22 protein-coding genes, 1 rRNA gene and 1 other annotated feature are annotated in these 21,899 nt (G+C 53.1%); of the genes, 14 read left to right on the top strand and 9 right to left on the bottom strand.

The window, feature by feature from the left end; all coding sequences use genetic code 11:
- Positions 1 to 9: 9 nt before the first annotated feature.
- Positions 10 to 801, bottom strand: coding sequence for a cytochrome C assembly family protein (locus L462_RS10560; protein ID WP_003863130.1), 792 nt, complete (start codon positions 799 to 801; stop codon positions 10 to 12).
- Positions 802 to 967: 166 nt separating this feature from the next.
- Between L462_RS10560 and ffh the strand changes: the two genes are divergently transcribed.
- From ffh to L462_RS10595, 7 genes are all read left to right on the top strand, one after another.
- Positions 968 to 2,329: a signal recognition particle protein gene (ffh, locus tag L462_RS10565; protein ID WP_014171250.1), complete on the top strand. Its 1,362-nt coding sequence runs from the start codon at positions 968 to 970 to the stop codon at positions 2,327 to 2,329.
- 190 nt (positions 2,330 to 2,519) lie between these two features.
- Positions 2,520 to 2,768: a 30S ribosomal protein S16 gene (gene rpsP, locus L462_RS10570; protein WP_014171249.1), complete on the top strand. Its 249-nt coding sequence runs from the start codon at positions 2,520 to 2,522 to the stop codon at positions 2,766 to 2,768.
- Positions 2,769 to 2,783: 15 nt separating this feature from the next.
- Positions 2,784 to 3,323: a ribosome maturation factor RimM gene (gene rimM, locus L462_RS10575; RefSeq protein WP_032670210.1), complete on the top strand. Its 540-nt coding sequence runs from the start codon at positions 2,784 to 2,786 to the stop codon at positions 3,321 to 3,323.
- A 31-nt stretch (positions 3,324 to 3,354) separates the two neighbouring features.
- Positions 3,355 to 4,122 carry a tRNA (guanosine(37)-N1)-methyltransferase TrmD gene (trmD, locus tag L462_RS10580; protein ID WP_014171247.1) on the top strand — a complete coding sequence of 256 codons (768 nt, stop codon included), beginning with the start codon at positions 3,355 to 3,357 and terminating at the stop codon, positions 4,120 to 4,122.
- Positions 4,123 to 4,165: 43 nt separating this feature from the next.
- On the top strand, positions 4,166 to 4,513 hold the full coding sequence (gene rplS, locus L462_RS10585; protein WP_002914145.1) for a 50S ribosomal protein L19: 348 nt from the start codon (positions 4,166 to 4,168) through the stop codon (positions 4,511 to 4,513).
- A 131-nt stretch (positions 4,514 to 4,644) separates the two neighbouring features.
- A complete protein-coding gene (locus tag L462_RS10590) occupies positions 4,645 to 5,049 on the top strand; it encodes a DUF2946 domain-containing protein (RefSeq protein WP_014171246.1) in 405 nt (134 codons plus the stop codon).
- A 37-nt stretch (positions 5,050 to 5,086) separates the two neighbouring features.
- Complete coding sequence (locus L462_RS10595; protein ID WP_032678715.1) at positions 5,087 to 6,457, top strand: PepSY-associated TM helix domain-containing protein; 1,371 nt, start codon at positions 5,087 to 5,089, stop codon at positions 6,455 to 6,457.
- 2 nt (positions 6,458 to 6,459) lie between these two features.
- On the opposite strand, the gene L462_RS10600 is transcribed toward L462_RS10595, so the two are convergent.
- The 4 genes from L462_RS10600 to L462_RS10615 all read right to left on the bottom strand — a co-directional run bounded on the left by L462_RS10600 (position 6,460) and on the right by L462_RS10615 (position 9,235).
- Complete coding sequence (locus tag L462_RS10600) at positions 6,460 to 6,945, bottom strand: OmpA family protein (protein WP_014171244.1); 486 nt, start codon at positions 6,943 to 6,945, stop codon at positions 6,460 to 6,462.
- Between the two features lie 12 nt (positions 6,946 to 6,957).
- Entirely contained in the window at positions 6,958 to 8,178 is a 1,221-nt protein-coding gene (gene dgcN, locus L462_RS10605) for a diguanylate cyclase DgcN/YfiN (protein ID WP_032678714.1), read from the bottom strand.
- Positions 8,171 to 8,659 (bottom strand): regulatory sequestration protein YfiR, encoded by a 489-nt coding sequence (locus tag L462_RS10610; protein WP_020883918.1) that lies wholly within the window; start codon positions 8,657 to 8,659, stop codon positions 8,171 to 8,173. The genes dgcN and L462_RS10610 overlap by 8 nt, the downstream gene beginning before the upstream one ends.
- A 201-nt stretch (positions 8,660 to 8,860) precedes the next feature.
- On the bottom strand, positions 8,861 to 9,235 hold the full coding sequence (locus L462_RS10615; protein WP_020883919.1) for a DUF2799 domain-containing protein: 375 nt from the start codon (positions 9,233 to 9,235) through the stop codon (positions 8,861 to 8,863).
- A 215-nt stretch (positions 9,236 to 9,450) separates the two neighbouring features.
- On the opposite strand from L462_RS10615, the gene aroF reads away from it, so the two are divergent.
- From aroF to L462_RS10630, 3 genes are read left to right on the top strand one after another with little or no spacing between them, the layout of a single operon-like run.
- A complete protein-coding gene (gene aroF / locus L462_RS10620; RefSeq protein ID WP_025203434.1) occupies positions 9,451 to 10,521 on the top strand; it encodes a 3-deoxy-7-phosphoheptulonate synthase AroF in 1,071 nt (356 codons plus the stop codon).
- Between the two features lie 10 nt (positions 10,522 to 10,531).
- Positions 10,532 to 11,653 (top strand): bifunctional chorismate mutase/prephenate dehydrogenase, encoded by a 1,122-nt coding sequence (tyrA, locus tag L462_RS10625; protein WP_032678713.1) that lies wholly within the window; start codon positions 10,532 to 10,534, stop codon positions 11,651 to 11,653.
- Between the two features lie 60 nt (positions 11,654 to 11,713).
- Positions 11,714 to 12,586: an SMP-30/gluconolactonase/LRE family protein gene (locus L462_RS10630; RefSeq protein ID WP_032678711.1), complete on the top strand. Its 873-nt coding sequence runs from the start codon at positions 11,714 to 11,716 to the stop codon at positions 12,584 to 12,586.
- Here L462_RS10630 and pheA read toward each other — a convergent pair.
- The 4 genes from pheA to bamD form a co-directional block, all read right to left on the bottom strand.
- Entirely contained in the window at positions 12,583 to 13,743 is a 1,161-nt protein-coding gene (pheA, locus tag L462_RS10635; protein WP_020883922.1) for a bifunctional chorismate mutase/prephenate dehydratase, read from the bottom strand. The two genes, L462_RS10630 and pheA, sit on opposite strands and share 4 nt — an antisense overlap.
- A gap of 29 nt (positions 13,744 to 13,772) precedes the next feature.
- Positions 13,773 to 13,898 (bottom strand) — a sequence feature (Phe leader region).
- The gene (gene pheL, locus L462_RS25150; RefSeq protein ID WP_001386991.1) at positions 13,850 to 13,897 is read right to left on the bottom strand and encodes a pheA operon leader peptide PheL; all 48 of its coding nucleotides are present in this window, start codon (positions 13,895 to 13,897) and stop codon (positions 13,850 to 13,852) included. Its footprint overlaps the feature before it by 48 nt.
- Before the next feature lie 103 nt (positions 13,899 to 14,001).
- On the bottom strand, positions 14,002 to 14,343 hold the full coding sequence (gene raiA / locus L462_RS10640) for a ribosome-associated translation inhibitor RaiA (RefSeq protein ID WP_003863162.1): 342 nt from the start codon (positions 14,341 to 14,343) through the stop codon (positions 14,002 to 14,004).
- 267 nt (positions 14,344 to 14,610) lie between these two features.
- Positions 14,611 to 15,348, bottom strand: coding sequence for an outer membrane protein assembly factor BamD (gene bamD / locus L462_RS10645; RefSeq protein ID WP_013098339.1), 738 nt, complete (start codon positions 15,346 to 15,348; stop codon positions 14,611 to 14,613).
- Between the two features lie 131 nt (positions 15,349 to 15,479).
- On the opposite strand from bamD, the gene rluD reads away from it, so the two are divergent.
- The 4 genes from rluD to L462_RS10665 all read left to right on the top strand — a co-directional run bounded on the left by rluD (position 15,480) and on the right by L462_RS10665 (position 21,858).
- Positions 15,480 to 16,460: a 23S rRNA pseudouridine(1911/1915/1917) synthase RluD gene (rluD, locus tag L462_RS10650; protein WP_014171235.1), complete on the top strand. Its 981-nt coding sequence runs from the start codon at positions 15,480 to 15,482 to the stop codon at positions 16,458 to 16,460.
- On the top strand, positions 16,457 to 17,188 hold the full coding sequence (gene yfiH, locus L462_RS10655) for a purine nucleoside phosphorylase YfiH (protein WP_032678710.1): 732 nt from the start codon (positions 16,457 to 16,459) through the stop codon (positions 17,186 to 17,188). Before rluD ends, yfiH begins: the two co-directional genes overlap by 4 nt.
- A 129-nt stretch (positions 17,189 to 17,317) precedes the next feature.
- Complete coding sequence (gene clpB, locus L462_RS10660) at positions 17,318 to 19,891, top strand: ATP-dependent chaperone ClpB (protein WP_020883924.1); 2,574 nt, start codon at positions 17,318 to 17,320, stop codon at positions 19,889 to 19,891.
- A gap of 427 nt (positions 19,892 to 20,318) precedes the next feature.
- A 16S ribosomal RNA gene (locus L462_RS10665) occupies positions 20,319 to 21,858 on the top strand.
- The last annotated feature ends 41 nt before the right edge of the window (positions 21,859 to 21,899 follow it).

Genomic DNA, 21,899 nt, shown 5'->3' with positions numbered 1-21,899 from the left:
CTTTGTTACTTAGCCAGCAAATTGCTGTATGAAGCGGCTGCCAAAATAGGCAAGGGTGAGAATGCCCGCGCCCGCGACGTTGAACCAGACCACGCGACGACCGCGCCAGCCTTCATGATAATGGCCCCATAACAGGACAATATAGACAAACCACGCGATGATGGAGAGGACCGCTTTATCGATATTCTCTACGCTGAACAGGTTCTTCATATAAAACAAGCCTGTGCACAGCGTTAACGTCAGCAGCACGACACCGACCTGCGTGATGTGGAACATCTTACGCTCAATCACCATCAGCGGCGGCATCTCATGGTTAAAGGCCAGCTTTTTGTTTTTCAGCTGGTAGTCAATCCAGGCGAGCTGCATGGCATAGAGCGCGGCGATAATGAGCGTTGCATAAGCGAAGAGTGACAGGCCGATATGCACCAGCATTCCCGGCGTCGCTTCCAGATGCGTAATAAACTCATTGGGCATAAACGTGGCCAGGGCCAGGTTGATCAGCGCGAAGGCATACACAATCGGCAGTAGCAGCCAGCCACGGTTTTTAGAGGCGACAATGGTCATCACCGTACAGATCATCAGGCTGACCAGCGAGCCGACGTTGAGCACGCTCAGGTTCTGTACGCTGCCATCGCCGGGGATAATGCGCGATTCCAGCGCGAACGCATGGCTTATCAGTGCGATCACCGCCGAAAGAATAGCCATGCGTCGCCAGCCGCTGTTTTTTTGCAGCAGTCCAGGAATGATCAGCGCGAGGCTGACAGAGTAGGCAACAAGGGCGATCAGTGCGAAAACAGGCATATAGGCATCGACAGTTGTCTTAATAAGAAAGAGAAGCAGTATAACGTTACGTGACGCCTGCTCCAACCGTTGCATAACAACAAAGCCGCCTTCATGTTATACTCCGGCAAAATTCTGTGTATGTGTCGCTGCCAGCGACCCAACGTTTCTACTCAGGCGAGAGACAATGTTTGATAATTTAACCGATCGTTTGTCGCGCACGCTGCGCAACATCAGCGGCCGCGGACGCCTTACCGAAGACAACATCAAGGAAACGCTGCGCGAAGTGCGCATGGCGCTGCTGGAAGCAGACGTCGCGTTGCCGGTTGTTCGTGATTTTATCAACCGCGTTAAAGAGAAGGCGGTTGGTCATGAAGTTAACAAGAGCCTGACCCCGGGTCAGGAGTTCGTCAAAATCGTCCGTAACGAACTGGTTTCGGCGATGGGCGAAGAGAACCAGGTGCTTAACCTGGCGGCACAGCCACCGGCCGTCGTGCTGATGGCGGGCCTGCAGGGTGCGGGTAAAACCACCAGCGTGGGTAAGCTGGGTAAATTCCTGCGAGAAAAGCACAAGAAAAAAGTGCTGGTCGTTTCTGCGGACGTCTATCGCCCGGCGGCGATTAAGCAGCTGGAAACCCTGGCGCAGCAGGTCAGCGTGGATTTCTTCCCGTCTGACGTTGCCCAGAAGCCTGTCGACATCGTTAACGCGGCGCTGAAAGAGGCGAAGCTGAAATTCTACGACGTGCTGCTGGTGGATACCGCCGGTCGTCTGCACGTTGACGAAGCGATGATGGATGAGATCAAACAGGTGCATGCCGCTATCAATCCGGTAGAGACCCTGTTTGTTGTTGACGCCATGACCGGTCAGGATGCGGCGAACACCGCGAAAGCGTTTAACGAAGCGCTGCCGTTAACCGGCGTAGTGCTGACCAAAGTGGACGGTGACGCCCGCGGTGGTGCGGCGCTTTCGATTCGTCATATCACCGGCAAGCCGATTAAATTCCTCGGTGTGGGTGAGAAAACCGAAGCGCTGGAGCCGTTCCACCCGGACCGTATCGCCTCCCGTATCCTCGGCATGGGCGACGTGCTGTCGCTTATCGAAGATATCGAGAGCAAGGTTGACCGCGCCCAGGCTGAGAAGCTGGCCAGCAAGCTGAAAAAAGGCGACGGTTTTGACCTGACCGATTTCCTTGAGCAGCTGCGTCAGATGAAAAACATGGGCGGCATGGCAAGCCTGATGGGCAAACTGCCTGGCATGGGCCAGATCCCTGACAACGTAAAAGCGCAGATGGATGACAAGGTGCTGGTGCGTATGGAGGCGATCATCAACTCGATGACCCTCAAGGAACGTGCTAACCCGGACATCATCAAAGGGTCCCGCAAACGCCGTATCGCAGCCGGTTGCGGCATGCAGGTGCAGGACGTAAACCGCCTTCTGAAACAGTTCGACGACATGCAGCGCATGATGAAGAAAATGAAGAAAGGCGGCATGGCGAAGATGATGCGTGGCATGAAGGGCATGATGCCGCCAGGATTCCCTGGCCGTTAATCGCCTGGCTGTTGGCTATTTTGATGCCGGGGTGTGCCCGAAAAGCGCACCCTGGCCGTGTTTTGCAGCAGAGTTTTAACTGCTGATTGCATTTTCCCCAGAAATCAGTAAAATTTTCGGGCTTTTAATATGACACCCGGGCTCCGTTCCTCGATGGGGCCCGGTTGTTTTATTCACACAAGAGGATGTTATGGTAACTATTCGTTTAGCACGTCACGGCGCTAAAAAGCGTCCGTTCTACCAGGTTGTTGTTACTGACAGCCGTAATGCACGCAACGGTCGCTTCATTGAGCGCGTTGGTTTCTTCAACCCGATCGCTTCTGGTTCTGAAGAAGAAACCCGTCTGGATCTGGATCGTATCGCTCACTGGGTTGGCCAGGGCGCTACTGTTTCCGATCGCGTTGCTACGCTGATCAAAGCAGCAAACAAAGCAGCTTAATCTGTCACGGTGGTCATGATGAGCAATAAAGCACCTGTTGAACCGATTGTATTGGGCAAAATGGGTTCTTGCTACGGTATTCGTGGTTGGCTCAGAGTGTTTTCCTCCACTGAAGACGCTGATAGCATTTTTAATTACCAGCCCTGGTTTATCCAGAAAGCCGGTAAGTGGGAAGAGGTCGAGCTGGAAAGCTGGCGTCACCACAATCAGGACATCATCATCAAGCTGAAAGGCATTGACGATCGTGATGCCGCGAATGCACTGACTAATTGTGAAATTATCGTGGATTCGTCGCAGTTGCCGCAGCTGGAAGAGGGCGACTACTACTGGAAAGACCTTATGGGTTGCCAGGTGGTCACCACTGAAGGTTATAGCCTGGGGAAAGTCATCGACATGATGGAAACCGGGTCAAATGACGTTCTCGTCATTAGGGCAAACCTGAAAGATGCATTTGGCATCAAGGAGCGGTTGGTTCCGTTCCTCGATGGACAGGTTATCAAGAAAGTCGATCTCGCTACTCAAACGATTGAAGTAGATTGGGATCCTGGTTTTTAAATTCTCCGGATAAACGGTAAAAGACGGCGCTATGTGGATTGGCATAATTAGCCTGTTTCCTGAAATGTTCCGCGCGATTACCGATTACGGGGTAACTGGCCGGGCAGTAAAGAATGGCCTGCTGAACATCCAGAGCTGGAGTCCTCGTGACTTTACGCATGACCGGCACCGTACCGTGGACGATCGTCCTTACGGCGGCGGACCGGGGATGTTAATGATGGTGCAACCCTTACGGGACGCCATTCACACAGCAAAAGCCGCGGCAGGTGAAGGCGCGAAGGTGATTTATCTGTCACCTCAGGGACGCAAGCTTGATCAAGCGGGCGTCAGCGAACTGGCGACGAATCAAAAATTGATTCTGGTCTGTGGTCGCTACGAAGGGATAGATGAGCGCGTAATTCAAACCGAGATTGACGAAGAATGGTCTATCGGCGATTACGTACTCAGCGGTGGTGAGTTACCAGCGATGACGCTGATTGACTCCGTTGCCCGGTTCATTCCGGGTGTACTGGGCCATGAAGCTTCGGCAACGGAAGATTCCTTTGCTGATGGGTTGCTGGACTGTCCACACTATACTCGTCCTGAAGTGTTAGAAGGGATGGAAGTACCGGCGGTGTTACTGTCAGGAAACCATGCTGAGATACGTCGCTGGCGTTTGAAGCAGTCGCTGGGCCGAACCTGGCTTAGAAGACCTGAACTTCTGGAAAACCTGGCTCTGACTGAAGAGCAAGCAAAGTTGCTGGCCGAGTTCAAAAAAGAACACGCGCAACAGCAGCATGAACATGATGGGAATGCGTAATACGCTCCCGAATATCAGTTTACCCAGGATAAGAGATTAAATTATGAGCAACATTATTAAGCAACTTGAACAAGAGCAGATGAAGCAGGACGTACCTTCCTTCCGTCCAGGTGACACCGTGGAAGTGAAAGTATGGGTTGTTGAAGGTTCCAAAAAACGTCTGCAGGCATTCGAGGGCGTGGTTATCGCTATTCGTAACCGCGGTCTGCACTCTGCATTCACTGTTCGTAAAATTTCCAACGGCGAAGGCGTTGAGCGTGTCTTCCAGACTCACTCTCCGGTAGTTGACAGCATTGCTGTTAAACGTCGTGGTGCTGTACGTAAAGCTAAACTGTACTACCTGCGTGAGCGTACTGGTAAGTCTGCTCGTATTAAAGAGCGTCTGAACTAAGATTCGCTTAAGCGACATCCTGTTAAAAAGGGCTGGCCGAAAGGCTGGCCCTTTTTTATTCCATCGCACCTCTCGCATTAACCCTTTCGTCATAAATCATTTACAATGCTGGCCTCTTAACGGGAGGGAAAGTGGATAACGTACTGCATCGGCATAACTGGAAACGCGCAGCGGCTTTGACCGCGCTGTTTGCGATCCTGCTGATCGTGGTTGCGCCGCTTATCTCCATCTCGCTGCAAAAAGATCCCATGAGCGCCATGCCGGGAATGCATCATGACATGAGCATGATGTCGATGGATGAACACCATGGCGATATGCCGCACTCGATGCCCGTCGACCATGCGGAAGCGTGTGGCTACTGTGTACTGTTAGCGCATGTGCCGGGCATGATGCTGGCGCTGATTGTACTGCTCAGTGTGGTACTGCAAAGGAGTCGCGTTACACCGCCGCAACCGCCGGTCAGCCACTGGCACTTTTTCCCCTGGCTCTTTCCTGATACCCGCGCGCCGCCGCGGCAGTCTGCTTTTTCCCTTTAAAAAAAATCGATAACTTTTTGCCTTAAAAAGGAAAAGTATGACTACCTGCACTCCGCGCGCGGCATGGGGAAACCTGCTGCGTCGACTCCATTTCTATGTCGGGCTGTTTGTTGGCCCGTTTATCTTCTTCGCCGCGCTGACCGGTACGCTGTATGTGGCGACACCGCAGCTGGAAAACGCGCTCTACTGGCACGCGTTGCACACGGATTCAATGGGAGAGGCACGGCCTCTGGCCGAGCAGATTGCCGTGGCGGAAAACGCCGTGGGTTCAGATCTGCGCCTGCATGCCGTTCGTCCGGGGCTGGTTGACGGTGATACTACCCGCGTGATGTTCGCTGACCCTGCGCTTGGCCCGTCGGAGAACCGCGCTATCTTTGTGGATCCCGTGAGCCTTGAGGTGCGGGGCGAGATGACGGTGTACGGCACGAGTGGCATTCTACCGTTGCGCCAGACCATCGATTATCTGCACACCTCGTTAATGCTTGGCGATGTCGGGCGTCTCTATAGCGAGCTGGCCGCCTCCTGGATGTGGGTTGCCGCGCTGGGTGGAATCGCCCTGTGGTTTTACACCCGACCAAAACGTCGGATGAACAACCGTTTCCAGAACCGCCGTCGTGTGCATGTGGCACTGGGCTGGGTGTTGCTGGGGGGAATGTTATTGTTCTCAGCGACAGGCCTGACGTGGTCTCAGTGGGCGGGCGGTAACGTGGATACACTGCGTGCCCGGATGAACTGGCTTACGCCGCAGGTCAATACTACGCTCTCCGGTGTGCCTGCCATCATGGACGAGCACGCTGAGCACCGGGGGCATCATAGCGGGATGATTATGCCCGGGATGGTGATGGATCCGACGCTTTTTGATGACGTCCTGCATGCCGCCCGTACGGCGGGTATAGATGCCAGCAAGCTCGAAATCCGCCCGGCGAAAACGGCTGAACAGGCCTGGACCGTGACGGAAATCGATCGTAGCTGGCCGACTCAGGTCGATGCGGTGGCGGTCGATCCGCACTCCATGCATATTCTGGACAGAACCCGGTTTGAAGATTTCCCGTTAATGGCAAAACTGACCCGCTGGGGCGTGGATTTCCACATGGGGATCTTGTTTGGGCTGGCCAATCAGCTGTTGCTGATCGCGTTCGGTATTGCCCTGTGCGTGCTGATCGTCTGGGGATACCGGATGTGGTGGATGCGTCGTCCGGCGCAATCGGTCGTGAACCCGGTTCAGACGCTCTGTCAGAGCTGGCTGGCGCTATCGGGATGGGGAAGAGCCGTCACGGCGATAGTGAGTGTCCTGCTGGGGCTGGCGATGCCGGTGATGGGTGTGAGTCTGGCCCTGTTTGTGCTGGTCGACTGGCTGCGCTGGCGAGCGGCAACAGGCGTGTCGCTCGCAGAATCATCGGTTAAATAACCTTATGGCGTGCTGATCACCACCGCAACCCGGCGGTTTTCAGCGCGCCCTTTTGCAGTACTGTTGCTCGCAACAGGGTATTTTTTGCCTAACCCCTGCGTGGTGAGGTTGCTGCGCGGGATATTGGCTCCCTTCGCCCAGGCGTCGGCTACCGCATTTGCACGTTTCAATGACAGCGCTTCGTTGTAGCGCTCTTCGCCGTAGTTGTCCGTGTGACCGTCCATACGCGCGTGGTTCAGGCCGGTTGCCGCGAGGCGAGAGGCCATGGTCTTGATCTGCGTTTCACTTTCCGCACGCAGCCTGGCGTCATTTTTATCAAACAGGATGGTATCTGACAGGCCAAGAGACCAGTCGCCGTTCAGTTCGTTAAAACCGTAAGACTTCATCGCCGCAATCTGCTCAGGAGTGAACTTGCCTTGCGGCGGTGACTGGCAACCTGCCAGCACGACTGAGGCTAATAACAACGGCGCGAAGTATCGCTTTAACATATCGTTTCCCTTCTAATTTATCGTTTTTGTACGCTGGTTTTTAACCAGGTACATATTGCGGTCGGCTTTCTCCAGTAATGCTTCCACAGAACCATTTTCCCACGCCAGAGCAAAGCCAATACTGAGTGACATTGATGCTTTTTGCCCGTTATGCAATTCGAACGGGCGGATAAACTGCTGCGATAAGGCAGCACAAAGATATTGAACCTCAGGCTCTGAATGGACGCCGTACAGCACCATGGCAAACTCGTCGCCGCCAAGGCGGTATGACTGATGGCGCTTATCACCGAACTCGACCATTCTTCTGGCGACTTCAATCAGCACACAGTCTCCTGCCGCGTGTCCCCAGGTGTCATTAATAAACTTAAAATTATCACCGTCGAGGAAGAGCAGGGCCGAGTTTGTTTTTGCTGCGGGGTCATTCATTAATGCCGCGATGCTGTTACGAAATGCCGCACGGTTGGCAAGACCCGTCAGCGGGTCGTGCATGGCGGTGCGTAATAGCTGGGCGTTTTTCGCCTGCAGTTTAAGCTGCCACTCCTCCATTTCATCCAGAAGGCTGTTGAAGTCCTCGCCAAACTGGTGAAACTCTTCAATCCGCCCGTCTTTCACCCGTCGGGAGAAGTTACGGTTAGTGCGTACGTCATGAACGACGTCAGTAATGTTTTGCAGCGCTGTAACCATGCCGTGATGCAAGGATTGCGTAATGGTCAGTGCGACCACCGTCGCAAACAAAATACAGCCGGTGAGAACGGCAAACGACATCCAGATGAAGTGGCTTATCAGGCTGTCACGCGCGGTAAGGCGTATTTCGCCAATCGTTGAGCCGTTATGGAATACAGGCTGGGAAATCGGCTCGGGGAAAAGCCAGCGGCTGACCAGTGCGCCCAGAGTGTCGTTGTTATCCGCCGGGTTCCACGACCAGTACGCAAAGCGTTTTTTGTGCACGTTGAGGACTTCAGCCACGGCAAACTGGCCCTGTTTGCCAAGGGCAGCAAGCGTTTCATTGGCTGCCACTGAATCGTTGAACACCAGGGAGGCTTCAAGGCTGTGGCTCATGGTGGCGCCGGTTAATTCGAGATTCTTTTGTGCGTATTGCTTTAATGTCACGACGGAGGCAAAACAGAGGAGCAGCCATATTAATGTCATCGTGATGATGACGCTTATCATGCTGATTCGTCTGAGTGTTCTTTTAAACGTCGGACGTGGCGCTGAAGTGAAATCTTTATCCATGCTGCTTATTCCGTGCGAGCATTAATACATCCGGATTGACTCTCACGCCACTGCGAGTCAGCGCATCCAGATTGACGGAAAACCGGACATGGTTGCGATCAATTATCAGGCAAAAGGCGCTGCCAATAATACATTCCGGATTTTGCTCTGAGATTAATAGCAATGCTCTGCCCTGATACTGACTTATTAATTCACGTTGTTTTACGGGGGATTCCGCCCCGAAATAAATAGCATCACACGTCGCGGACAGGGCTTCCTGATCGTTACGCACAATAACGGGGGTATAAGGTAATTCGCTTTGCCCGTCCTTGCTGGTGAGTGCATGCGTGTAGTGAGAAGAAGCATAAACACAGAGTTTTGGCTGGCCGGAAAGTGACGGCCATCGGGTGTAGCTCACAATACCTGAAACGATCGAACGTACCGATTTATCGGTTTCGGTGAACGTGCCTGCCGCCGCTGCGCCCACCATAAGGAACAGCATTAGCACCAGAGTGAGTCGGAAAAAAGAGATCAAGGATAAATTTCTCACCAGAATCCGCCACTTCGCTCCGGAAATAGATGTCCTTAAGAGTTGTAGGCAGAATACCATTGTTTACCAAAGCCGTCATTATGTCAGAATTTTCCCTGCCTCGACCTAAGCTAAATCCTACACTTTGTTATATTCCGGTGAATAAAAAGAGGCTTAATTAAGTCTGCTGGAGCGCATGCTTTCATCCATGCCTTTTTGCCATGACTCGTGCAGTTTTGCTGCATTTTCAGCAGTATCGCAGCTGGCAGGAAAAGATTTGCCCGCTAATCCCCAGGCGTGGAGAAAACCTTCTTCACACACTTTCTTCTGTCCGTCTGCATATCCCCGGAGATATTCACTACGATCAACATGCGGATCATTAAAATTATCGGCCAGCGTCTGGTTATCTTTAACCGGCAGACCATTCATAGCGTCTTCTTTACCTGCATCAAACCAGCTGGGGCTGGTCCAGTCCGGGTGGAAGGTATAAGGATTGATTTGGCAACCCGATAAAATGAGCGACAACAGCACCAGAGCAATTGAACGCATAGCCATTCTCCTTTTTTCTTCAGCATAGCCTGGTAACGGAAAGAAGGGGTGTAATTTAAAGTTTACGGATATGGCGGCTGATTTTTGCAATAAATTGGCATTCGTAAAGAAAAGTGTACGTATTTTGGATTGAAATCTTTACTTGTTATGGTATCGTTGTTTCACCTCTTCGAGGAAAAACAACTATCGCAAACGAGCTTTACAGGATCGCAATCATGCAAAAAGACGCGCTGAACAACGTACACATCACTGACGAACAGATTTTGATTACTCCGGATCAACTGAAAGCGGAATTCCCGCTGAGCGTCGCGCAGGAGGCTCAAATTGAGCACTCGCGTCAGACCATTTCAGACATTATCGCTGGCCGCGATCCGCGCCTGCTGGTGGTATGTGGTCCTTGTTCTATTCACGATCCTGAAGCCGCCATTGAGTACGCTCGTCGATTTAAAACATTAGCGGAGGAGGTCAGCGATAGCCTCTATCTGGTAATGCGCGTCTATTTTGAGAAGCCACGTACCACCGTTGGCTGGAAAGGGTTGATTAACGATCCGCACATGGATGGCTCGTTTGATGTGGAAGCAGGGCTGAAAATTGCGCGTCGCCTGCTGGTGGAGCTGGTCAGCATGGGGCTGCCGCTGGCCACTGAAGCGCTGGATCCGAACAGCCCGCAGTACCTGGGCGACCTGTTTAGCTGGTCTGCCATTGGGGCACGCACCACAGAATCACAAACCCACCGCGAGATGGCGTCTGGTCTGTCGATGCCGGTTGGTTTTAAAAACGGTACCGATGGCAGCCTGGCCACCGCAATTAACGCCATGCGTGCCGCGGCAATGCCGCACCGTTTTGTTGGCATTAACCAGGCGGGGCAGGTTTGCCTTCTGCAAACGCAGGGTAACCCGGATGGTCACGTGATCCTGCGCGGTGGTAAAGCACCGAACTACAGCCCGGCAGATGTGGCACAGTGTGAAAAAGAGATGGAGCAGGCGGGACTGCGCCCGGCACTGATGGTAGATTGCAGTCATGGTAATTCGAATAAAGATTACCGTCGTCAGCCTGCGGTTGCGGAATCTGTGGTGGCACAGATAAAAGACGGCAACCGTTCTATTATCGGTCTGATGATTGAGAGCAATATTCATGAAGGCAATCAGTCATCTGAACAACCGCGCAGCGCAATGAAGCACGGCGTATCCGTCACGGATGCCTGCATCAGCTGGGAAACCACCGACGCGCTGCTGCGTGAGATCCATAAAGATTTAAGCGGCCAGCTGGCGACGCGTCTGGCTTAAGAGGGTAGTTATGGTTGCTGAATTGACCGCGTTACGCGATCAAATTGATGAAGTGGATAAGGCGTTGCTGGACCTGCTGGCGCGCCGTATGGCTCTGGTTGCCGAAGTGGGTGAGGTAAAAAGCAAATACGGCCTGCCGATTTACGTCCCGGAGCGTGAGGCATCCATGCTGGCCTCGCGGCGCAAAGAGGCCCAGGCGCTGGGCGTCTCGCCGGATCTGATTGAAGATGTCTTGCGTCGCGTAATGCGGGAATCCTATTCCAACGAAAACGATAAGGGCTTCAAAACCCTCTGTCCGTCCCTGCGCCCGGTGGTTATTGTGGGTGGTGCGGGCCAGATGGGGCGTCTGTTTGAAAAAATGCTGACGCTTTCTGGTTATCAGGTTCGCATTCTGGAAAAAGAGGACTGGGAACACGCGCCAGCGCTGATGGCCGATGCGGGGATGGTTATCGTCAGCGTGCCTATCCACGTGACGGAGCAGATCATCGGCAAGCTTCCACCGTTGCCGAAAGATTGCATCCTGGTTGACCTTGCATCGGTCAAAAATGGCCCCCTGCAGGCGATGCTGGCGGCGCATACTGGCCCGGTGCTTGGCCTGCACCCGATGTTTGGTCCGGACAGTGGCAGCCTGGCGAAGCAGGTTGTGGTGTACTGTGATGGTCGTCAGCCGGAGGCCTATCAGTGGTTCCTGGAACAAATTCAGGTATGGGGTGCCAGGTTGCACCGGATCAGCGCGGTAGAGCACGATCAGAACATGGCGTTCATTCAGGCGCTGCGCCACTTTGCGACCTTTGCCTACGGTTTGCATTTGGCGGAAGAGAATGTGCAGCTTGAACAGCTGCTGGCGCTCTCTTCGCCGATCTATCGCCTGGAGCTGGCGATGGTCGGGCGTTTGTTCGCTCAGGATCCACAGCTTTACGCCGACATTATTATGTCCTCTGAGAACAACCTGGCGCTTATCAAACGTTATTACCAGCGGTTTGGTGAAGCGATCACCTTGCTGGAGCATGGCGATAAACAGGCGTTTATCGACAGCTTCCGTAAAGTCGAGCACTGGTTTGGCGATTATGCGCAACGTTTTCAGAGTGAGAGCCGCACGCTTTTGCGTCAGGCAAATGACAGTCGCCAGTAATGCGATGATGTATATACTAAAAGCCAGCAATGCTGGCTTTTTTCATTTTGGGGAACTGTTATGGCCGAACCGCAGCCGCTGTTGAATTACACCGGGCATCTGCCCGAATGTCCGACGTGGAGTGCCGAAGAGCATGCGCTCTACTGGGCAGATATTCTGGAGGGGGAGATCCACCGTTATCATCTGCCCACCGCGGAACACACGGTACTCTCTTTCCATGAAGAAGTAGGTTGTTTCGCTCTGCGTGAGCGTGGCGGCTTTATCGTCGCGATGCGCAATGGCATCTGGCTTGCTGACAAACACGGCCTGCTTCAGCGCAAGGTGTGTGATAACCCCTCTAACCCGCAACTGGCGCGTTTTAATGATGGAGGTACCGATCATCATGGACGGTTCTATGCGGGAACCTTCTGGGGGCCGGGGGATTACAACGGCGCCATGCTAATGCGTATCGATAATGATCTGACGCCGAAAGTGATCCAGTGTGATATTCACGGACACAACGGTCTGGCATTCAGCCCCGACAAACAGTGGATGTTCACCTCTGATACGCCAAATGGCGTTATCTACCGCACGCCGCTTGATGAGCAAGGTGAGCCGGGGAAACGCGAGATATTCCGCCGCTTTAAAGAGGGGGAGGGCATACCCGACGGTGCTGCGATGGATGAAGAAGGCTGCTACTGGAGCGCAATGTTTGATGGCGGGCGTATTGCGCGCTTTTCACCGCAGGGGGAGCAACTGGAAGAGTATCGCATGCCGGTTCGTTGTCCGACGATGGTCTGCTTTGGCGGCGAGGATATGAAGACCCTGTTTATCACGACCACGCGGGAAAATATGGATGCGGATGAAGTGGCGCAGTATCCGCTCTCCGGCGCCATCTTCACCCTGCCCGTCAGCGTGGCAGGGATGAAGAAAAGCCGCTTTATCGAACGTTAAGCGGGGTCAACCGGCACGACGTTTTCGCTCGGATAGCAGCCCAGCACTTTCATTGAGCGGGTGATTTCACCCAGTTCACGCAGGGCTTTCTGCATGGATGCAGATTCCAGGTTGGCCTGGATATCCAGATAAAACATCTCTTCCCACGGATTACCATGAATCGGGCGCGATTCCAGCTTCGTCATGATCAGGTTGTGGTTACGCAGTACCAGCAGGGCCTCAACCAGCGCACCCGCCTGCTGCCCGGTCGCCATCAGCAGCGTCGTTTTAGCCGGAACCTGCTCAGAGACATTGATGGCTTTACGGGCCAGTACCACGAAGCGGGTGATATTTTGCGTCTGGTTCGCCAGGTTGCGTTCCAGTACCTGCAGCCCATACAGCGCTCCGCCCGCCTCGCTGCCAAGCGCGGCCACCGTCGGGGAATTTGCCTGCATCACTTTTTCCATCGCCGCAGAAGTGCTTTCGGTGTACTCAATTTTCCAGTTCGGATAACGGTTGAGGAATTGACTGCACTGCTGGAACGGTTGTGGGTGACTGTACACTGTCTCGATTTGGCTCAGGTCGGTTGAGCCAGAGACCAGTACGCAGTGATCGATAGGGATGGTCATCTCGCCAACCAGCGACAGCGTAGTGTGCTGCAGAAGATCGTACACGTCGTTAATGGCACCAGAGCTGGTGTTTTCAATCGGTACGACGGCGTAATCCGCCTGTCCGGTTTCGACCTGATTGAAAATATCAGCAAATTTTGCGCAGCCGCTTTCAATAAACTCTTCGAAATGACGTGCTGCGTACTGGCGCGCGGCAAGGTGAGAGTAAGAGCCTTTAGGGCCGAGGAAGGCGACACGTGCAGAGTGCGGGTTCGTTTTATTCAGATGCTGCTGGAGTAGCGCTTGCTGGGTCAGAACGGAGTCTTCGATGATGAGCTGGAACAAACGGGTGATGTAATGGGCGTCGAGGTGGTGCGCTTTGCCAAGCTGAATCAGGCGTTCCAGCAGGTCGCGTTCACGATCAATATCACGCACCGGCCGATGGGAGTCCAGCTTGGCTTTTCCCACTTCGATGGCGAGTGTGCGACGTTCTGCCAGCAGGGCCAGTAATTTTTCGTCCAGTGCGCTGATTTTCACTCGCAGGTCCAGTAACGGGTTTTCCGGTGTCATAGTGTTGCCTGTCTCGTTTATCGTTATTAATAAAAAAGGCCTCCCGGTGTGGGAGGCCTTGTTGTTCGTCTTCGCATTCTTTATCACACGACGAAACGCCTCCCAATCAGGGGAAGGTAAAAAAGAATGCGAAGAAAAACGGTGTGTGTTTCATGAAATCATCCTGTCGTTGATACCGTTAAAGTACCCGTACTGTTTTCACGCTGTCAATAAAAAACGCGCCCGAAGGCGCGTTGGCGGTAAACTCAATTTAAAGGATTACTCTTCTTCAACTTCTTCCGCGAAGCTGGCGTCTTTCACCGACGTTGCGGCGCGACGGGCTTCACCTTTGTGTTGCACTTTATTGAGCTGCCGTTCCAGCTTGTTGATCAAATCGTTAATAGCGGTGTACATATCCTCATGTTTTGCGCTGGCGACCAGATGGCCGTTTGGAGTATTGATAGTTGCGTCAGCGATGAAACCTTGCGGCTCCTTGGACAGGATGATATGTGGGTTAATCAAATGTGTTTGCCATTTATCCAGTTTGGCGAGACGGTCTGCGACGTGTTGGCGGATTGCCGGAGTAATTTCCATTTGTTTACTGGTAATGTTCATTGTCATAAATTTTACCTCTTGTCTTTCCGTCTTGGTGATTCCAGCATACCTGTCCTAATGTCAAAATGTGTGATTTATATCACGTTATTTTGTCGGTTTTTGTCAGGGAATGTTTTTTGTGAGGCAGGGCAGGAAGAGGTGATATTTACCTTGTGGAAGGCCCGATTTGCGGTCATAGTTGATAGGATGTGTTGAGGCTAAACCGCTTCAGCTGATCTCTGAACGCATAAAAAAAAGGCAGCCCGAAGGCTGCCGTTTTGCTTTGAGGCAATATCAGGTGTTGCTGCTGTTCGCGGCGATGATTTTCGCCACTTTGTCAGCCTGTGCGGTCATCTGCATCTGACGGTAAGCATTTTCCATCAGCTTCAGGCCATCACGCGTTGCCTGTGTATCCGGGTAATCACGCAACATACCTTCTACACGATTAACCACGGCAACCCATGCGCCACGGCGGGTATAGTATTCCGCAACGGAGTATTCGTATTTCGCCAGACGATCTTTCAGGAACACCAGACGTTTGGTCGCGTCAGTGACGTACTGGCTGTTCGGGTAGCCGCGCACCAGTTTAGAGAAGTCGTTGAAAGCATCACGCGCATGCTGCGGGTCACGGTCAGAACGATCCACACCGAAGAAACCTTGCAGGGCACTGTCGTCCAGCGCCATGTTGGTAAGACCGCGCATGTACATGACGTAATCGATGTTAGGATGAGTCGGGTTCAGACGCATGAAACGATCGATGGTTGCCTGAGCCAGCGGCAGATCGGCATTTTTATAGTAGGCATAGATGAGATCTAACTGTACCTGCTGCGAATACGGACCAAATGGATAGCGATTATCCAACGCTTCCAGTTGCGTTATCGCCTGTTTCCAGTTACCGTCCTGCAACTTTTGTTGTGCAGTCGCATAGATTTCATTCGGCGGATTGTCAGGGACCTGTTCATTTGAACCGGAGCAGCCCACCAAAGCCAGGCTCAACGTGGCCGCTGCCACCAGATATTTCATGCGCGTCATGACGTTTTGACTTTCCTCAAATGTTTGTCCGGGAGAAACTCTGTTCCTGCTCCCGATTAAGACCAGCTACAATAGCACACTATATTAAACGGCAAAGCCGTAAAACCCAACGTTAAACGAAGAAGCAGTTTATGGCACAACGAGTAGAACTCACCGCAACAGTCTCCGAAAATCAGCTCGGTCAACGCTTAGATCAGGCTTTGGCCGAATTGTTCCCTGATTATTCGCGTTCACGCATAAAAGAATGGATCCTTGACCAGCGCGTGCTGGTAAACGGCAAGATCTGGGACAAACCAAAAGAGAAAGTGTTAGGTGGGGAAGCCGTCGCCATCAATGCTGAAATCGAAGAGGACATCCGCTTCGAGCCGCAGGACATCCCGCTGAACATCGTCTATGAAGATGATGACATCCTGGTGATCAACAAGCCACGTGACCTGGTTGTTCATCCGGGCGCGGGGAACCCTGATGGCACAGTGCTTAACGCACTTCTCCATTATTACCCGCCTATCGTGGATGTTCCACGCGCCGGCATCGTTCACCGTCTGGATAAAGACACCACGGGTCTGATGGTGGTGGCAAAGACCGTTCCAGCTCAGACACGTCTGGTGGAATCTCTGCAGCTGCGTGAAATCACCCGCGAATATGAAGCGGTGGCCATTGGTCATATGACCGCTGGCGGTACGGTGGAAGAACCTATCAGCCGTCACCCAACCAAACGTACCCATATGTCGGTGCACCCGATGGGTAAGCCTGCGGTAACGCACTACCGCATTATGGAACACTTCCGCATTCATACGCGTCTGCGTCTGCGTCTGGAAACCGGTCGTACTCACCAGATCCGTGTTCATATGGCGCACATTACCCATCCGCTGGTGGGCGATCAGGTCTACGGTGGTCGTCCGCGTCCGCCAAAAGGCGCATCGGATGAGTTCATTAGCGTACTGCGTAAGTTTGATCGCCAGGCGCTGCACGCAACGATGCTGCGTCTTTACCATCCTATCACCGGTATTCAGATGGAATGGCACGCGCCGATCCCACAGGATATGGTCGACCTTATTGACGCCATGCGCGTTGATTTTGAAGAACATAAAGATCAAGTGGACTGGTTATGACCAAACTGATTGTCCCGGAGTGGCCACTGCCTGAGGGCGTGGCTGCCTGCAGTTCAACCCGTATCGGCGGTGTGAGCCAGGGCGCGTGGGAATCTTTGAATCTCGGCGCACACTGTGGTGACAACCTGGAGCACGTTGAAGAAAACCGCAAACGCCTGTTTGCTGCCGGGAATTTACCGTCGAAGCCGGTCTGGCTGGAACAGGTACACGGTAAAACGGTACTGACGTTAACGGGCGAACCCTATGCGTCTAAACGGGCCGATGCGTCTTACAGTGATACCCCGGGAACGGTATGTGCGGTAATGACTGCCGATTGCCTGCCGGTTCTGTTCTGTAACCGTGCCGGTACCGAGGTGGCAGCAGCGCATGCGGGCTGGCGTGGTCTGTGTGAAGGTGTGCTCGAAGAGACCGTCGCCTGCTTTAAAGATGACCCTGCGAATATCATGGCCTGGCTCGGCCCGGCCATTGGTCCTCGTGCGTTTGAAGTGGGGCCAGAGGTCCGCGAAGCCTTTATGGAGAAAGATCTGCAGGCCGCGGATGCTTTCCTTCCTGCCGGTGAAAAATATCTGGCCGATATTTACCTGTTGGCCCGCCAGCGCCTGAATAATGTCGGCGTGACGCAGATCTTCGGCGGCGATCGCTGTACCTTCACCGAAAAGGGTGATTTTTTCTCTTATCGCCGCGACAAGACGACAGGTCGTATGGCAAGTTTTATTTGGCTGATATAACCTAAAGAATCAAGACGATCCGGAACGTGCCGTTTTCTTTTCACATAATTCAGGTCATTAACCTTGAATAATTGAGGGATGACCTCATTTAATCTCCAGTAGCAAATTTGACCTGTTATGGGAGGAGTTATGCGTCTGGATCGTCTTACTAATAAATTCCAGCTTGCTCTCGCCGATGCCCAGTCCCTTGCACTGGGGCACGACAACCAATTCATCGAACCTCTTCATTTAATGAGCGCCTTGCTGAATCAGGAAGGGGGATCGGTACGTCCGTTATTAACGTCTGCCGGCATTAATGCTGGCCAGTTACGCACCGCCATCGATCAGGCTCTGAGCCGTTTACCCCAGGTAGAAGGTACCGGTGGCGACGTTCAGCCGTCTCAGGATCTGGTGCGTGTGCTGAATCTTTGCGACAAGCTGGCGCAAAAACGTGGGGACAACTTTATTTCGTCAGAACTTTTCGTTCTGGCGGCGCTTGAATCACGCGGTACCTTGACCGACCTGCTGAAATCTGCCGGCGCAACCACCGCCAATGTGACTCAGGCGATTGAGAAAATGCGCGGAGGTGAAAGCGTGAACGATCAGGGAGCCGAAGACCAACGTCAGGCTTTGAAAAAATTTACGGTCGACCTGACCGAGCGTGCCGAGCAGGGCAAGCTTGACCCGGTGATCGGCCGTGATGAAGAGATTCGCCGTACTATCCAGGTACTGCAGCGTCGTACCAAAAACAACCCGGTGCTGATTGGTGAGCCGGGGGTCGGTAAAACCGCCATCGTCGAAGGTCTGGCGCAGCGCATTGTGAACGGTGAAGTGCCGGAAGGGCTGAAAGGTCGTCGTGTACTGGCGCTCGACATGGGTGCGCTGGTGGCCGGGGCGAAATACCGCGGTGAGTTCGAAGAGCGTCTGAAAGGCGTGCTTAACGACCTGGCGAAACAGGAAGGCAACGTCATTCTGTTTATTGACGAACTGCACACCATGGTCGGCGCAGGTAAAGCGGACGGCGCGATGGATGCCGGTAATATGCTGAAACCAGCCCTGGCACGTGGGGAACTTCACTGTGTAGGGGCTACCACGCTGGATGAGTACCGTCAGTACATCGAAAAAGATGCTGCGCTGGAGCGTCGTTTCCAGAAAGTGTTTGTTGCTGAGCCTAGCGTTGAAGATACCATCGCGATTTTGCGTGGGCTGAAAGAACGTTATGAACTGCACCACCATGTGCAGATTACTGACCCGGCGATTGTTGCAGCGGCCACGCTTTCGCATCGTTATATCGCTGACCGTCAGTTGCCCGATAAAGCAATCGACCTTATTGATGAAGCGGCCTCGAGCATTCGTATGCAGATTGACTCGAAACCGGAAGAGCTGGACAGGCTCGACCGTCGCATCATCCAGCTCAAACTGGAACAGCAGGCACTGAAGAAAGAGTCTGATGAAGCCAGTAAGAAACGGCTGGATATGCTCAACGAAGAACTGGACGATAAAGAGCGTCAGTACTCTGAGCTGGAAGAAGAGTGGAAAGCGGAGAAAGCATCACTCTCGGGTACTCAGACAATTAAAGCTGAACTGGAACAGGCGAAAATTGCCATTGAGCAAGCGCGTCGTGTGGGTGACCTGGCGCGAATGTCTGAACTGCAGTACGGCAAAATTCCTGAGCTTGAGAAACAGCTTGAGATCGCCACGCAGTCGGAAGGCAAAACGATGCGTCTGTTACGAAACAAAGTAACGGATGAGGAGATCGCTGAAGTGCTGGCTCGCTGGACCGGTATTCCGGTTGCGCGCATGATGGAAAGCGAACGTGACAAACTGCTGCGCATGGAGCAGGATCTGCATCAGCGCGTGATTGGTCAGAACGAGGCGGTTGAAGCGGTCTCTAATGCCATTCGCCGTAGCCGTGCAGGGTTGTCTGACCCTAATCGTCCGATCGGTTCGTTCCTGTTCCTGGGGCCTACGGGGGTCGGTAAAACCGAACTGTGTAAGGCGCTGGCTAACTTCATGTTTGACAGCGATGATGCGATGGTGCGTATCGATATGTCCGAGTTTATGGAGAAACACTCCGTTTCGCGACTGGTTGGTGCGCCTCCAGGATATGTGGGTTATGAAGAAGGTGGCTACCTGACAGAAGCGGTGCGCCGTCGTCCTTATTCCGTCATCCTGCTGGATGAAGTGGAAAAAGCGCATCCGGATGTGTTCAACATTCTGCTGCAGGTTCTTGACGATGGACGGCTGACTGACGGACAGGGGAGAACGGTCGACTTCCGTAACACGGTAGTGATCATGACCTCGAACCTGGGTTCCGATTTGATTCAGGAACGTTTCGGTGAACTGGACTACGGCCATATGAAGGATCTGGTGATGGGCGTGGTAAGCCATAGCTTCCGTCCAGAGTTCATTAACCGTATTGATGAAGTGGTAGTGTTCCATCCTCTGGGTGAGAAACATATTGCGTCGATTGCGCAGATTCAGCTGCAGCGTCTGTATAAACGTCTTGAAGAGCGTGGATATGAAATTCACATCTCCGATGATGCGCTGAGGCTCTTGAGCGCAAATGGGTACGATCCGGTTTATGGGGCGCGTCCGCTGAAACGCGCAATCCAGCAACAGATCGAAAACCCACTGGCGCAGCAGATACTCTCCGGGGAGCTGATTCCGGGCAAAGTTATCCGTCTGGAAGCCAACGACGACAAAATTGTGGCAGTGCAGTAAGTCACAAAACGCAAAAACGGGCCGCTTGCGGCTCGTTTTTGTTTAAAAACCAGGCCAGAATTGAGGTCTGGGATGCAAATTGCCTGGAAAGTGAGCAGTCAGTAAATAATTTTCACTTTATCCTTGCAGCTTCAGAATTACCCCCTATAATGCGCCTCCACTGACACGGAACAACGGCACACACGCCGCCGGGTCAGCAGAGATAAGCGAAAATAAATGCTTGACTCTGAAGCGGGAAAGCGTAATATGCACACCCCGCGCCGCAGCGAAAACGAAGCGGCACTGCTCTTTAACAATTTATCAGACAATCTGTGTGGGCACTCAAAGTGACATGGATTCTTAACGTCCTCGGACGAAAAATGAATACCAAGTCTCTGAGTGAACATACGTAATTCATTACGAAGTTTAATTCACGAGCATCAAACTTAAATTGAAGAGTTTGATCATGGCTCAGATTGAACGCTGGCGGCAGGCCTAACACATGCAAGTCGAACGGTAGCACAGAGAGCTTGCTCTCGGGTGACGAGTGGCGGACGGGTGAGTAATGTCTGGGAAACTGCCTGATGGAGGGGGATAACTACTGGAAACGGTAGCTAATACCGCATAACGTCGCAAGACCAAAGAGGGGGACCTTCGGGCCTCTTGCCATCAGATGTGCCCAGATGGGATTAGCTAGTAGGTGGGGTAATGGCTCACCTAGGCGACGATCCCTAGCTGGTCTGAGAGGATGACCAGCCACACTGGAACTGAGACACGGTCCAGACTCCTACGGGAGGCAGCAGTGGGGAATATTGCACAATGGGCGCAAGCCTGATGCAGCCATGCCGCGTGTATGAAGAAGGCCTTCGGGTTGTAAAGTACTTTCAGCGGGGAGGAAGGTGTTGTGGTTAATAACCACAGCAATTGACGTTACCCGCAGAAGAAGCACCGGCTAACTCCGTGCCAGCAGCCGCGGTAATACGGAGGGTGCAAGCGTTAATCGGAATTACTGGGCGTAAAGCGCACGCAGGCGGTCTGTCAAGTCGGATGTGAAATCCCCGGGCTCAACCTGGGAACTGCATTCGAAACTGGCAGGCTAGAGTCTTGTAGAGGGGGGTAGAATTCCAGGTGTAGCGGTGAAATGCGTAGAGATCTGGAGGAATACCGGTGGCGAAGGCGGCCCCCTGGACAAAGACTGACGCTCAGGTGCGAAAGCGTGGGGAGCAAACAGGATTAGATACCCTGGTAGTCCACGCCGTAAACGATGTCGACTTGGAGGTTGTGCCCTTGAGGCGTGGCTTCCGGAGCTAACGCGTTAAGTCGACCGCCTGGGGAGTACGGCCGCAAGGTTAAAACTCAAATGAATTGACGGGGGCCCGCACAAGCGGTGGAGCATGTGGTTTAATTCGATGCAACGCGAAGAACCTTACCTACTCTTGACATCCAGAGAACTTAGCAGAGATGCTTTGGTGCCTTCGGGAACTCTGAGACAGGTGCTGCATGGCTGTCGTCAGCTCGTGTTGTGAAATGTTGGGTTAAGTCCCGCAACGAGCGCAACCCTTATCCTTTGTTGCCAGCGGTCCGGCCGGGAACTCAAAGGAGACTGCCAGTGATAAACTGGAGGAAGGTGGGGATGACGTCAAGTCATCATGGCCCTTACGAGTAGGGCTACACACGTGCTACAATGGCGCATACAAAGAGAAGCGAACTCGCGAGAGCAAGCGGACCTCATAAAGTGCGTCGTAGTCCGGATTGGAGTCTGCAACTCGACTCCATGAAGTCGGAATCGCTAGTAATCGTAGATCAGAATGCTACGGTGAATACGTTCCCGGGCCTTGTACACACCGCCCGTCACACCATGGGAGTGGGTTGCAAAAGAAGTAGGTAGCTTAACCTTCGGGAGGGCGCTTACCACTTTGTGATTCATGACTGGGGTGAAGTCGTAACAAGGTAACCGTAGGGGAACCTGCGGTTGGATCACCTCCTTACCTTAAAGAACCTGCCTTTGTAGTGCTCACACAGATTGTCT

Source organism: Enterobacter sp. BIDMC 26 (genome assembly GCF_000534435.1).
GTDB classification, from domain to species: domain Bacteria; phylum Pseudomonadota; class Gammaproteobacteria; order Enterobacterales; family Enterobacteriaceae; genus Enterobacter; species Enterobacter ludwigii.
Note: the sequence above shows the minus strand (reverse complement) of the source record. Positions and strands in the feature narration are given on the sequence as shown.